The sequence below is a fragment of the Paenibacillus sp. FSL H7-0737 genome, from assembly GCF_000758545.1.
Classification (GTDB): domain Bacteria; phylum Bacillota; class Bacilli; order Paenibacillales; family Paenibacillaceae; genus Paenibacillus_AQ.
The window spans coordinates 996936-1010578 of sequence record NZ_CP009279.1; the positions used below are offsets into that span (position 1 = coordinate 996936).

The following is a 13643-nucleotide window of genomic DNA, read 5'->3' on the forward strand; positions in this document are numbered from 1 at the left end:
AATCTTACTGAATAACGGGGGAACGTTATGGATACTAATTTAACAAAGGGAAGTGGAGTATTGAACCAGACGGAATATACCTCAGCAACGGTTCTTTCAACTGCAGCGAATTTTATAATGAATAGGCAAGAACCATTTACGCATACCTTCCGGACTTATATTCGTTTAAGGGAAAATGGTACGTTGAAGTTGAAGTTCTGGCATAGCAACGCGGTGGATTCTACATGGGATCAAGGGCAAGAAGCTGTAGGCAGTGAACCTGGAGGCGACTGGGTTATCGAGACAGCTTATATCGCTGACGGAGGAACAGAACCAGACGGAACAATAGCTGAGAATACACAGCATGCACTTACCTTTGAGGGCAAAGCCTCAAAAACCGTTGCGGCTGGCGAATGTTTCTGGAGTGATGAGACAAGCATTGTTCTGCCGGAGGGTCATTACTTGGCGTTTACGTGGACGATTAAGACACTCACTGCAGGTAAATCGATTCCTTTCAATGTTGAAGGGATGCTGGTTTCAGCTTATGACGCGTCCGGAAATCTTGCCGCACAACAATCAGCGGATGGTTTTACAGCGTCTGATAATCTTTTGGTACTGCCAAGCTTCATTGGGTATAAGAAATCTGTTACCAAGAAACTAGTATTCTTGGGGGATTCGATTACTCAAGGTGTGCGGACATTAAAGGATGAGTACGAATATTGGGTCGCGAGAATTGCGGATGGTCTTGGCACGGATATTGGTGTATGGAATCTCGGCTCTGGCTGGGCTAGAGCTTATGATGTCGCTGCAGATGGTCCATGGCTAAACAAAACTAAGCAAAGTGATGAAGTGATGATCGTACTCGGAGTAAATGATATTGATATTGGCTGCCGTTCGGCGGACGAGCTTCTTGGTGACTTGCAGACCATTATTTCTAAGATCAAGGGGGCAAATGCTGAAGCTAATATTATTCTAAGTACGGTGCCACCGTTCAATTTTCAGGGTGAAAGAGAAGAAACTTGGCGCAAGGTGAATCGTGAGATTTTGTCTAATCCGCCTATAGGTGTGAGCCGGGTGTTTGATATAGCAAGCCTATTGTCATTGCCTGCACCAGACGATCACCGGATCAGACCAGAGTTTATGAGTGGAACAGACGACCCGCATCCGAACGGCATAGCCGGTAAGACGGTCGCGGACGCCTTTTTAAAAATATAAGAAAATATAAGTTTCACGCTATACATTATCTTTATATTTCTGCGAGAAAACGGTTGTCTTCCATAAAGGAGACAACCGTTTTCTCGTAGCGTGGTATTAATTAAATTTTAAACTGGTTTCGATAGTCCTTGGGTGATACACCAACCTGTTTCTTGAATACCTTGCTAAAATACTTCACATCATGAAACCCCACCATTTCGGAAATTTGCGACAGCTTTAGACGAGGGTTCTGCATAAGCAATTTAGCTTTATCTATCCGGACGTTAACGATGAAATCGGAGAAATTAATGCCGTATTCCTGTTTGAATCGGCGTGAAATATATTCGCGGCTAACAAAGAACTTTCCGGCAATCTCCTGCAAGGATAGATCAGAGGCATAATTAAGTTCGATATATTTCACGATATCATGCATAGGATTGCTTTCTTTAGCTTGTTTAGCGGCTATCACTTCTGATATTCGCTCCATCAGATCAAATGACCAGTCACGCCAAGCAAATAAGGAGAACGAGTAACCATTCGTATAAGGAGCTGGGTGAAGCTGATCGGCCTGTTCTAACTCGACTAGTGCGCTATCGGCATCAGGGCCTAACGTTTCCCGTACCAACTGGGAACGAAATAAGAGTGCATCATTCTTCCACGAGTTTAGAATCTCTGGTGTAACAATTCCGCATCGGCTAAGCTCGTCCACCCAGTGCTGTGCTGCCGCGGACAATACATCAGTGCTTCCGCTGATGACCGCCATTTTCCAATCTTCCTTCACATGTGCGAAGATCGTCGGCGATGCATGTCCTTGAATTTCTGTCTTTGCGGTTTCATTGCGCTCTTTAAACTCTTCGGAGGAAGTAGAAAAATGGCAGTAATCCTCATGAATTAATAAATTTCTACGCTGTAAGGCCTCAGCCACCTCTGCACGCTGATAAGATAATTGCTTAGGTAGGTTACCGATGCAGCTAATTCCGAAATGCATTCGGACCTGCAAAGTAGAGTAGATCCCCTGATTAATTCTCCCTATAAGCTCGACAACAGACGTTTGGATATCCCATAGAATGATGGCAATCTCCGAAGGACCTCCCCAGTAACGAAAAGCCACACCCTTACGCTGACCTTGCAAAAATTCATTACAAATATTGACGATAGCGTAGTTCAGGAGACCGGTGTCTCCTCCAAAACGGTTAAGTAGGAGATTATTTCCTGTATCTGTCTGCACCAGTATTAGGCGCGAAGAGAGGACGTTTTCCGGGATAATGCCATCGCTTCGCAACCTTCGAAGAGATAATTCCGAGTTGATCGGATCATCGATTAGTGCGGACAGCAGCTTTTCTCCATAGATGGGCTTGAACTCATTAAGCTGGATGCTCTGCTTCTGGCGTTCGCTACGGTCAGCTTCCTCTGAACGCCAGGCAGCCACTGCCTTAGCGACTGCTACATTGATTGCCTCCGCTTCAATGGGCTTAAGGATATAGTCAATTCCACCATGACGTACAGTCTGGCGCACGAACTCGAAATCATTATGTCCGCTAACCACAATGAATTTGATGTTGCCGGCAAATTCGTTAACCCATGTCATTAATTCTACGCCATTACCGGATTCCATCATCATGTCCATAATGACCAAGGCTGGTTTCGCTTGCCGAATGATCTCAATAGCTTCATTTCCGTTTCCGGCTTCCAGAATTTCATTGATTTGATGTGCGTCCCAGTCGACAAGAAGTCTAACAGCTTTTCTGACTCTCGCCTCGTCATCAACAATTAACGCCTTCATATCGTCTCACGCTCCGCTATAATGTCTATTTCCAGTCTTACAACTACTCCACCTGCTCTGAGGTTGTCCACCGTCAAGATGGCGCTATCTCCGCATACGAGCTTGAGCCGAGCCAGAACGTTCGGCAGACCAATACCAGAGCCTGTAGCTTCCTTGTCTTGCTCTGTATTTCTTAATAAATCTATATCTGTTCTAGTGGAATGTTGAAGCTTCTGCCGCAAAAGATCCAGTTTCGCTGAAGGGATAGCATTTCCATTGTTTTGAATACAGATTTCCATTCGCTTGTCGCCCAATTTGGCCGCGGTGATCTCAACAAATCCGTCTGAGCGGGAATGGTTAAAACCGTGTTTGAAATAGTTTTCTACAATAGGCTGCAGAATCATCTTAGGCATAAATGTCTCTAAAAGAGCTTCCTCCATATCGTAACGGAAACTGAATTTATTTTCAAAACGTTCCTTCTGTAGTTCGACGTAAGCTTTGACATGATCCAGTTCCTCCTTAACCGTGACAATCTTCTCCTCATTGTACATGCTGTAGCGCATCATTTTCGCTAGCGCCGAAAGAAGAGAGTAGATTTGGGGTACTTTAAGCTCCAAGGCAAGCGTACCGATGATCTGCAAGGTGTTGTTAAGGAAATGCGGATTGATTTGCGCTTGCAAAGCCCGCAATTCATTCGTTTTATTAGTTAATTCCAGCTTGTATTCTCTTAGGATCAGATTGTTGATCGTATCCATCATACTGCGGAACCGTTCTGTAACGACACCGATCTCGTCTTTGCCCATGGGACGGATATCGATATCAAGCTTCCCGGTCTGGACCTGATTCATGTAGCGGGTCAATTGCTTGATCGGGGCAGTGATTCGAAAAGAGATTAGGATCGTTAGCGTTGTAATTGTAATCAGCAGCAGGACCATTAGTGCTATATTGATCGTTGCCGCCTCATTGGCTTCTCGAAAAAGATAAGATACGGGAATCTGCTTCACCAACGTCCAATTTAACCCTGGACCTTCGATATTCTGGTAAATAAACATAGCTTTGTCCTCTTCAAAGTATCCTTGTGAGCTTTGCTTGTCCCTGATATTCGTATCGTACCAAGCTGCATTCAGTTTCTTGCCGTATTCTTCACTATTGTCCCCATAGACAATGTTTCCGTTGCCATCCAGCAGCCAGATGTTCTCCTGCTTCTGATCATATAACTGACTGATGATGTCGGTTAGAGCCGTTAGCTTGACATCAATCGACAGGTAACCAAGCGCTTTTGTGGTAGGGACTCTTTCGATTCTTCTGTGTAAGGTAAACACTGGCTCCGGTATAAATTGCGGGATCGGTGCCGTTAGGCCGTAGCTATGACTTAAATGCGTACTCTGTAAGGATACCGCAGAATCGGTATTGATCTTGGAATCAGGATAAGGTGGAACACCCTGCCAACGTTTCGGTGTATTTTGGGTGAGCAGAGTGGCTTTGCTGTCCTTGACACCGTATAAATAGACCTGAGATATGTCAGGCATAGATGATGAAATGTAATTCAGAGAAGAATAAATTCGTGCATTTGCTAGCATATCCTCGTATCCAGCTTCGAGAGATCTGTAGAATTCTGAATCTGAATAGACGATAAGGGAGAGTCGATTGATTTCCTGAATCAAACTTTCAATGTTTCTAGTACCTTGAAAGAGAAGGTTCGTATTCTCATCTACTGCTCTTGTTCTTAAGGATTGAGTACTAAAGTGGTAGCTTATAAACATCGTGGCCATAATACAAATTAGTGTTGGAAGTAGGATGAAAACGATCATTTTTGTGCGAATCGTGTTCCATTTCATCGAAATTTGTCACATCCGATCAATATTTTACACCTGAAAGATCACTTCCGTAGGTGTGAGGTGCGCTCAAAAAAACAGATAATATGTGTATAAAGCATAAACAAGTAAGTGAGCAAAAGAAAGGGGGGGACAATAAATGCGCGGCACTAAGTTGTCCCAGTTAGGTCAACAGGTATTCTTCGTTGGTCCTGCAGTTTTGTTTTTTACCTTAATAACGATTATCCCATTTATCATGGGGATGTATTACTCCTTCACAGACTGGAACGGTGTATCCGGTAATGTAAGTTGGGTAGGATTTCAAAACTTCACCACTATATTTACGAATGACCCCGACTTCTGGTCTTCCTTTTGGTTTACCGTAAGATTTACTGTGTTAGGTGTAATTTTGACTAATGTGGTAGGGTTTTTCCTAGCTTATCTGTTAACGAAACCATTAAAGACACGTAACATGCTTCGGACGATCTTCTTTATGCCGAACGTTATTGGGGGATTGTTGCTCGGGTTCATCTGGCAATTTATCTTCATCAAAGGGTTCGCAACAATGGGAGAACTCACAGGCTGGTCGTTCTTTAATCTTCCTTGGCTGGGTGATGCAACAACCGGCTTCTGGGCGATTGTAATGGTTTTTGTTTGGCAGTCTTCCGGTTATCTAATGGTTATCTACATCGCTTCTCTCAGTAACGTATCGAAAGAAGTCCTGGAAGCGGCTGATATTGATGGTGCCTCCCGTTGGCAGGTACTACGCAGCATTGTAGTTCCGTTGATTATGCCGGCTGTAACCATTGGTTTGTTCTTGGCCATTTCTTGGTCCTTCAAAATGTTTGACCTTAACCTTTCCTTGACGAAAGGCGGACCGTTCAAATCTACAGAATCAGTTGCTATGAATATTTACAATGAAGCCTTCCTGAACAATCGTTACGGTCTGGGTACTGCTAAAGCGCTGCTGTTCTTCGTTATCGTGGCGATTATCACTCTGATTCAAGTCCGTATTACGAAGAGCAAGGAGGTAGAAGCTTAATGAACGCCAAGACAAAAAGCAGATGGAATATCGGCGTGGAAGTGTTGATGATTCTTCTGGCCCTGCTCTTCCTGTCTCCATTTTATTTCTTGCTAGCAAACTCAGTGAAATCGTTCGGTGAAATTCTGAGTGATGCTGCAAGCTGGCCACAGACATTTATGTGGTCGAACTATACAAGTGCTTGGAAATTGGCACGTTTCGGTGAAGCTTTCCGAAATTCGGTTATCATAACTGTTATCAGTGTTATTCTAATCTCTCTGTTTAGTGCGATGGCTTCTTATCGTATGGTTCGGGCGAATACGAAATTTAATCAGTTTTTGTTACTGTTGTTCGTAGCCGCAATGGTTGTTCCGTTTCAAACGATCATGATTCCAATCTTGAAAGTTGTAAATGTAATGGGAGTAAACAACTCCTTCCTGGGTTTGATTATCACGAATCTAGGGATCAGTGTTCCAATGGCAATCTTTCTATTCCACGGCTTTATCAAGTCCGTTCCGCTTGAAATTGAAGAGGCGGCTACAGTTGATGGATGTAATCCAATTACCGTATTCTTCCGCATAGTACTTCCTTTGCTGAAGCCAATGGTAATGACAACGATCGTGCTTAATGCACTTGGGATATGGAATGACTATCTGCTGCCTTCCTTGATTCTTCAGGCACCAGAACTTCGGACCATTCCGCTGGCGACCTTCTCCTTCTTTGGTCAATACACCAAACAATGGGATATGGCGCTTCCGGCTCTCGTAATCGGGATTGCTCCAATTATCATTTTCTATCTGTTCATGCAGCGTTACATTGTTGAGGGAATAGCGGCTGGCTCGGTGAAAGGTTAACACCGAGCCCTCCGTTCCAAATATTTCATAAGTAGTCCACTATCTTAAGGGGGAAAATATAATGAATAAGAAACGCTCGGCAGTTGCACTTTCGGCAGTAATGGCGATGAGTTTAGCATTAACAGCATGCGGTGGAGGCAATAACGCTTCTAGTAACTCACAAAATGGAAGCGCTGGCACAGATAAAGGTGAAGTAAAGACGGTTAAGATCTTTCAATTCAAAACTGAAATCGTTGAAGGTCTTAATGAGCTTAAGGTTGAATTTGAAAAAGAACACCCTAACATCAAGCTGGATATTCAAACCGTTGGTGGTGGTGCCGATTACGCTGCAGCACTGAAGACTAAGTTTGCTTCCGGCGACGCGCCTGACATTTTCTCAAATGGCGGATATGCTGAAATGGAGCTTTGGGGAGATAAGATGGAAGATCTGTCCGATCAACCTTGGGTGAAAGATCTGATTCCTATGGCAGCAGAGCCAATGACTAAAGACGGTAAAGTGTACGGTATGCCAATGAACCTTGAAGGAATTGGTTTTGTATATAACAAAGACCTGTTCGAAAAAGCAGGCATCACTGAAACTCCTAAAACATTGTCACAACTAGAAGATGCGGCTAAGAAATTGCAAGCGATTGGCGTAACTCCTTTTGGTAATGCGTATCAAGAATGGTGGCTCCTTGGTAACCAAGGGATCAGCGTAGCATTTGCTCAACAAGATGATGTAAATGGCTTCATTAAGAGCTTGAATGATGGTACGGGTACAATCGTAGGTAACAAAGTGTTTGAAGATTGGAGCAACTTGCTCAACTTGACTTTGAAATACGGACAAAAAAATCCGTTGACTACAGATGCTAACACTCACTTGGCTATGTTTGCTAAAGGTGAAACTGCAATGATGCAAGAAGGTAACTGGGCACAAACCCTTGTTGATAACATTACACCTGACATGAACATCGGTATGTTCCCTATGCCAATCAATGAAGATGCTGCAAAGAATGACAAAATGACTGTAGGTATTCCTGCAAACCTTGTTATCAACAAAGATTCCGGATCTAAAGAAGAAGCTAAAACATTCTTGAACTGGTTGGTAACTTCAGATATGGGTAAAGAGTACATCGTTAAAAAATGGAAATTCATCCCTGCGTTGTCCACCATCGAAGCAACTCCTGAAGATATCGGTAAGCTTGGATCTGACGTATGGAACTATGTAAAAGAAGACAAAGTGTATGGTTTGCAATCCTCTAAATTCCCTGACGGTGTAACTCAAGAATTTGCTAGTGTGATTCAACAGATGATCGCTGGCAAGGTTGATGTGAATGGCTGGATGACAGGCATGCAAGCAGCTTGGGACAAGCTTAAGAAATAAGTGAAGCTCGTTCATAAGATTAAAATGGACTAGTGGTTAACAAAGGCGTTCTCCGTATACCTCATCATTATGAGACGGGGAGCGCCTTTTATTTTGGTGATAACAAGATAGGGGGAGAGGACGCCGGTGAAACGATATGATCTTATTCAGATAGGTGTGGACTATTACCCGGAGCATTGGGAAGAATCCATGTGGGAACCAGATATCAAATTAATGAAGGAAACAGGTGTCAAGGTAGTTCGAGTCGCCGAGTTTGCATGGAGCCGGTTAGAGATAGCGGAGGGCAATTACCAGTTCGGTTGGCTGGACCGCGCGCTGGATCTTTTTCATAAGTATGGATTACAGGTTGTGATTGGTACGCCCACAGCTACACCTCCTAGATGGTTAACTACGAAATTTCCGGACGTTTTGCCGCTATTTGCGAAGGGAGAGACCTTTCATCCGGGGGTACGCGGACACCGCTGCTATAATAGTACATCTTTGCGCGAATACGGAAGTCGTATCACGCAGCGACTTGCGGAGCACTATAGTAAACACCCGGCCGTTATTGGTTGGCAGACTGATAATGAATTCGGGATGTTAGATTGTCATTGTGATGCTTGTAATATAGCGTTTCGCAATTGGGTGAAAGCCAAATATGGCAGCCTTGATCGGGTGAATGCAGAGTGGGGAACGGTTGTGTGGAGTGGAGAATATAGCGATTGGAATGAGCTTACTGTTCCACTGGGTGGATCACCACATCAGAATCCATCATTCCTGCTAGATTATCAGCGGTTTCAGTGGGATTCGGTGGTAGCATTCCAGAAGACCCAAATTGATATTTTGCGGTCTGTTTGTCCGCAGCATTTTATCACTCATAACTTTCATAGCTATCCGCAGCGTCTGGATATGTACGCAGTCGGTGCTGATCTGGATGTCGCTGCATTTGACTATTATCCGAATACTTCGCCAACCAAGCAAGCGACAACACCATATAGCGGAGCACTTTCACTAGATGTAACCCGTGGTATTAAACGTCAAAACTTCTGGATCATGGAGCAGCTAAGTGGTTCACCAGGTTGTTGGATGCCGATGTGGAGAACGCCGTATCCTGGGATGATTCGTGCTTATGCGTGGCAGACGATAGCCAGAGGTGCGGATACCGTCGTTCATTTCCGCTGGCGTAGTGCAGTCGCGGGAGCAGAGCAATTCTGGCACGGACTGATTGATCACAGCAATGTCCCAGGACGCAGGTTTGCGGAGTTCACTCAGCTATGCCATGAGGTTAATACACTCGGGGAGAAGCTGACTGGAACGACGCTAAAGAATGAAGTAGCTATACTCCATTCTCATGAAGAAAAAGCAGCGCTGGATATTCAGCCTCAGGCTGAAGGATTCGATTATTATGAGAATATTAAACAGATACACCGTGCGGTGACGAAGCTCGGTATGGGTTGCGATGTTATCGATTTTAGACAATCGCTGGATGGTTATAAAGTAGTGATTGCTCCGAATTTATATTTGCTGGATGAGGAGATTGTACGTAGTTTGGAGGATTTTGCACTAGCTGGCGGAACTTTGCTTATTACCAATCGAAGTGGCGTGAAAACTACAAATAACATCGCAGTCATGCAGCCACTACCGGGGCTACTGAGCTATTGCACAGGGGTTGAAGTGCTGGAGTATGATCCAATAGGTGCTGAAACCCATAAGGTCGTTGATGCTGAGGGGAACCAATATGAATGCACGCAGTGGTGCGACATCCTGAGACCTGTTGTGGCATGGCCGATTGCGTGGTATGGCGATGATTTCTATAGTGGAACTCCGGCTGTAACCGTCAATGCTTTTGGAAAAGGTCAGGTTTATTACTTTGGGACTCATATGGAAGAGAGATTCTGGTCAGTTTTATTGGAGCGCCTTTCCAAACAGCAGGGGCTGTTTAGATTTGAGGGTTTGCCGGATGGAGTACAGGCCTCTGTGCGCTCGGGAGATCAAGGAAGCTTCTTATTCTTGCTTAATTTGAACCGGGAGTCTGTGACGATCCCGTTGCCGCAGGAGTATAACAGTCTGCTGAACCACTCGATTTGTTCAGGAGAGCTGCAGCTTGAGCCATATGGTGTGGAAATTCTGGAAATGTAAAAGATTCTAAGTAATTGTTGATGGGGAGAGGGCTTTATCTCCTTGAGGGTTAACCCTTGTGATTGAGATTGAGATTGAGATTTGTGATTGTATAATGTGCAATTAAATGTACTCCTTGGGTCGGGAGAGCTGTCGAGACAAGCCAGTTAGTGGAGTGAAGAATGCTGCGTTTGTACGGTGCGGAATAGCTGCACTTTCTACACTTATTTTATGCTCTCGGCCTATGAAATGGATTTAGTTGTATTTAGTGCAGCTATAATGCGAAGTATCGCGGTTCACAGCCAAATGCTGAGAATATAACTGCACAGAATACACTTATATGGATATTTTCTGCTGAACAGGCTGATTTAAGTGTACAAAATGCAGTTACTCTGACACAGATGCCATACTAATGAGATCCACACAGCGATGAGCTCTGTCATAAGCAACCTTATGTAGCATTTCACTACGCAGGAGGCGATTAAGCTGTACACCTTAGAGTATTAGTGAAGTCGTCTAAACTGCTCCGGTGTAGTCCCTGACTGCTTGCGAAAGGTGGCAACATAATGGCTAACATCACGGAAGCCTACTCTCTGCGAGATGATTTTTACAGTAAGATCCGGCTGGCTTACGAGCATTTCTTTGCTTTTACGGATACGTAGCCGTACGAAATAGGCATAAGGAGATAGCCCAAAGGTTTGTATGAATAGATTGTTGAGATATCGCCCTGAGACGCCAAGCTGACCGGCTAGATCGTTAAGTCCGAGATCAGGATCACCATAATGGCTGTCCATCCATTTCAGTAGCGGCTGCAGCTTATCGACATTACGGGATATCGTTGTGTTGTTATGCAGTTGCCCATATTTGCTTAAAGTAAGCAGAAAGCGATAAGCATCAGTGGAGGCAGTCAGACCAAACATGTCCTGTGAGGCATCATACTGATCAAGTATTTCTCTTAGCAGCTTGGAGAGAGGCGCCTCTTTTTCCCAGCGGTAAAAAGAATTCATATTCATCCCCAGCGTCTCCAAAATAGACCCTGCAGAGCTGCCTCCGAACGTTAAATAAGAGGTGCTCCAGTTAGCAGCCGAAGCTTCATAGCGATGTGGAGTATAGGGGAGAAGTAATACACCACTGCCTGCGGGAAGGGAGAAGCTTTTATTCTCAAAATGAATCACCCCTTCACCAGACGCCGTTTGAAGCCAATGATAGGTTTCGTAGCCATCTAAGCGGGATACTTTTTCCTGTTGATGATTGTGACCGATACTGTCTAATGTGATAGGTAGATCCTGTCCACCCTCATGGGGGAACACTATTCTACGATGCACGATTCCCTTCAATGATTCCATCTCCTCTTAGTTCCATATTCTTATATGCTGGGAAGATTATTTTATATTTATAGCGTCAGGTTAACCGATTACAATATATATATAATTATACTATAAAGGATGTGCGAAGTGTGATTAACGATAAATTACCTAAGATTTGGTACGGTGGAGATTACAATCCAGAGCAATGGGATGCGCCTGTATGGGCAGAGGATGAGCGTATGTTTAAGCTGGCAGGAATTGATGTTGCCACAATTAATGTGTTTTCCTGGGCGCTGATCCAACCTTCCGAAGACACTTATGATTTCTCATCACTAGATGAATTAATGGATAGACTATATAAAAATGGTACTTACGTATGTCTGGCAACAGGTACAGGAGCGCACCCAGCTTGGATGGCTCATCGTTATCCTGAAGTTACTCGTGTTGATGTGAAGGGCAGAAAACGCAAGTTCGGTGGACGTCATAACTCGAATCCAAACAGTCCGGTTTACCGCAAGTTTGCAGCGAAGCTGGCAGGAAAACTGGCTGAACGTTATAAGGATCATCCGGGGCTTGTAGCTTGGCACGTTTCGAATGAGTTCAGTAACTATGATTATTCTGATTTATCTGAAGCGGCGTTCCGTGTCTGGTTGAAGGAACGTTATGGTTCTCTGGATGCATTAAACAAAGCGTGGAATACACGTTTTTGGGGACATACGTTTTATGATTGGGAAGAAATTGTACTGCCTAGTGAGCTGAGTGAAGAATGGGACGGCAACCGCACCAACTTCCAAGGCATTTCATTAGACTTCCGTAGATTTATGTCTCATAGCTTGCTTGAATGTTACAAAATTGAGAGCGATGCGATTAAGGAGCACAGTCCTAACGTACCTGTTACCACTAACTTGATGGGCTTTTATGATGAATTGGACTATTTTGAGTGGGCTAAACATATGGACGTCATTTCTTGGGACAACTATCCTTCACTCGATACTCCGGTCAGCTTCACAGCCATGGCGCATGATCTCATGCGTGGATTGAAGAATGGACAACCTTTCATGCTGATGGAGCAAACGCCAAGCCAGCAGAACTGGCAGCCATATAACTCTTTGAAACGTCCAGGGGTTATGCGCTTGTGGAGTTATCAGGCTGTTGCGCGTGGTGCAGACACTGTTCTGTTCTTCCAACTGCGTCGTTCAATTGGTGCATGTGAGAAGTATCATGGAGCTGTTATTGAGCATGTCGGACATGAGCATACGCGTGTATTCCGTGAATGCGCTGAGCTAGGTAAAGAGCTGGGACAGCTTGGAGATCAGCTATTGGATGCGCGTAGTGCAGCTAAAGTAGGGATTATTTATGACTGGGAAAACCGCTGGGCTATCAACCTTTCAAGCGGACCATCCATAGCTTTGGATTATGTGAATGAGATTCATAAATATTATGATGCACTCTACCAACAAAATATCGAAGCCGATATGATCGGTGTAGAAGAGAATCTGTTCAAATATGAGATTGTAATCGCACCTGTGATGTATATGGTTAAGCCGGGTTTTGCTGAGAAGGTTGAAGCTTTTGTAAAAGCAGGCGGTACATTCATTACGACTTATTTCAGCGGAATTGTTAATGAGAACGACCTAGTAACCGTAGGTGGCTACCCTGGGGAACTGCGCAACGTACTCGGGATTTGGGCAGAGGAAATTGATGCACTGCTGCCAGGGATGAGCAATGAGATTGTGATGGACAAAGCGTGGGGCAATTTGAGTGGTTCTTACAAATGTGATCTGCTCTGCGATCTGATTCATGCCGAAGGTGCTGAGGTTTTGGCAGAGTACGGATCTGATTTCTATAAAGGAATGCCAGCCTTGACGGTGAATAACTTTGGTGAAGGTAAAGCGTATTACGTGGCTACCAGCCCAGAAGCGGGATTCTTAAAAGGATTCTTAGCCAATCTGTGTGCCGACAAGAACATTCAGCCGCTAGTAACTGCACCGGAAGGTATCGAATCTGTGCAACGTGTGAAGGAAGGCGTATCCTACCTATTCTTGCTGAACCACACCACTGGTGATTTGAGTGCGGATATTGGTGCTACTGAGCGTACGGATCTTCTGACTGGTAATAAGGTTAGCGGTTCTTGTGTTGTGCCAGCCCGTGGAGTATTGATTTTGTCGGATAAGAACTAATTCGTAGTATATATAAAAAGATCTCCGGGGAACCAGCTTGTCCCCGGAGATCTTTTTTTGTGGTGCAGCATT

General features: G+C 44.4%; 9 protein-coding genes. 6 read left to right on the forward strand and 3 right to left on the reverse strand.

The features are described 5' to 3' along the window. The first annotated feature begins 27 nt into the window (after positions 1 to 27). Positions 28 to 1194, forward strand: coding sequence for an SGNH/GDSL hydrolase family protein (locus H70737_RS04360; protein ID WP_042185056.1), 1167 nt, complete (start codon positions 28 to 30; stop codon positions 1192 to 1194). 100 nt (positions 1195 to 1294) lie between these two features. Here the strand turns inward: H70737_RS04360 and H70737_RS04365 are convergent, their stop codons facing one another. Both H70737_RS04365 and H70737_RS04370 read right to left on the reverse strand, forming a co-directional pair. After that, positions 1295 to 2956, reverse strand: a complete 1662-nt coding sequence (locus H70737_RS04365; protein ID WP_042185057.1) for a helix-turn-helix domain-containing protein — start codon at positions 2954 to 2956, stop codon at positions 1295 to 1297. After that, a complete protein-coding gene (locus tag H70737_RS04370; protein ID WP_042185059.1) occupies positions 2953 to 4773 on the reverse strand; it encodes a cache domain-containing sensor histidine kinase in 1821 nt (606 codons plus the stop codon). Before H70737_RS04370 ends, H70737_RS04365 begins: the two co-directional genes overlap by 4 nt. Before the next feature lie 136 nt (positions 4774 to 4909). Here H70737_RS04370 and H70737_RS04375 point away from each other — a divergent pair, with 136 nt between their 5' ends. The 4 genes from H70737_RS04375 (at position 4910) to H70737_RS04390 (ending at position 10105) form a co-directional block, all read left to right on the forward strand. After that, positions 4910 to 5791 (forward strand): carbohydrate ABC transporter permease, encoded by an 882-nt coding sequence (locus H70737_RS04375; RefSeq protein ID WP_042185061.1) that lies wholly within the window; start codon positions 4910 to 4912, stop codon positions 5789 to 5791. Then, positions 5791 to 6624: a carbohydrate ABC transporter permease gene (locus H70737_RS04380; RefSeq protein WP_042185063.1), complete on the forward strand. Its 834-nt coding sequence runs from the start codon at positions 5791 to 5793 to the stop codon at positions 6622 to 6624. The genes H70737_RS04375 and H70737_RS04380 overlap by 1 nt, the downstream gene beginning before the upstream one ends. A gap of 61 nt (positions 6625 to 6685) precedes the next feature. Continuing rightward, positions 6686 to 7987 carry an ABC transporter substrate-binding protein gene (locus H70737_RS04385; protein ID WP_042185065.1) on the forward strand — a complete coding sequence of 434 codons (1302 nt, stop codon included), beginning with the start codon at positions 6686 to 6688 and terminating at the stop codon, positions 7985 to 7987. Positions 7988 to 8113: 126 nt separating this feature from the next. Next, positions 8114 to 10105 carry a beta-galactosidase gene (locus H70737_RS04390; protein ID WP_231573386.1) on the forward strand — a complete coding sequence of 664 codons (1992 nt, stop codon included), beginning with the start codon at positions 8114 to 8116 and terminating at the stop codon, positions 10103 to 10105. Between the two features lie 482 nt (positions 10106 to 10587). On the opposite strand, the gene H70737_RS04395 is transcribed toward H70737_RS04390, so the two are convergent. Further along, complete coding sequence (locus H70737_RS04395) at positions 10588 to 11421, reverse strand: AraC family transcriptional regulator (RefSeq protein ID WP_042185067.1); 834 nt, start codon at positions 11419 to 11421, stop codon at positions 10588 to 10590. 119 nt (positions 11422 to 11540) lie between these two features. Between H70737_RS04395 and H70737_RS04400 the strand changes: the two genes are divergently transcribed. Beyond that, positions 11541 to 13571 carry a beta-galactosidase gene (locus H70737_RS04400; protein ID WP_042185069.1) on the forward strand — a complete coding sequence of 677 codons (2031 nt, stop codon included), beginning with the start codon at positions 11541 to 11543 and terminating at the stop codon, positions 13569 to 13571. The last annotated feature ends 72 nt before the right edge of the window (positions 13572 to 13643 follow it).

Excerpts from the sequence above, each read along its gene's own strand:
- H70737_RS04360 (WP_042185056.1), top strand. The coding sequence starts at position 28 with ATGGATACTAATTTAACAAAGGGAAGTGGAGTATTGAACCAGACGGAA.
- H70737_RS04365 (WP_042185057.1), bottom strand. The coding sequence starts at position 2,956 with ATGAAGGCGTTAATTGTTGATGACGAGGCGAGAGTCAGAAAAGCTGTT.
- H70737_RS04370 (WP_042185059.1), bottom strand. The coding sequence starts at position 4,773 with ATGAAATGGAACACGATTCGCACAAAAATGATCGTTTTCATCCTACTT.
- H70737_RS04375 (WP_042185061.1), top strand. The coding sequence starts at position 4,910 with ATGCGCGGCACTAAGTTGTCCCAGTTAGGTCAACAGGTATTCTTCGTT.
- H70737_RS04380 (WP_042185063.1), top strand. The coding sequence starts at position 5,791 with ATGAACGCCAAGACAAAAAGCAGATGGAATATCGGCGTGGAAGTGTTG.
- H70737_RS04385 (WP_042185065.1), top strand. The coding sequence starts at position 6,686 with ATGAATAAGAAACGCTCGGCAGTTGCACTTTCGGCAGTAATGGCGATG.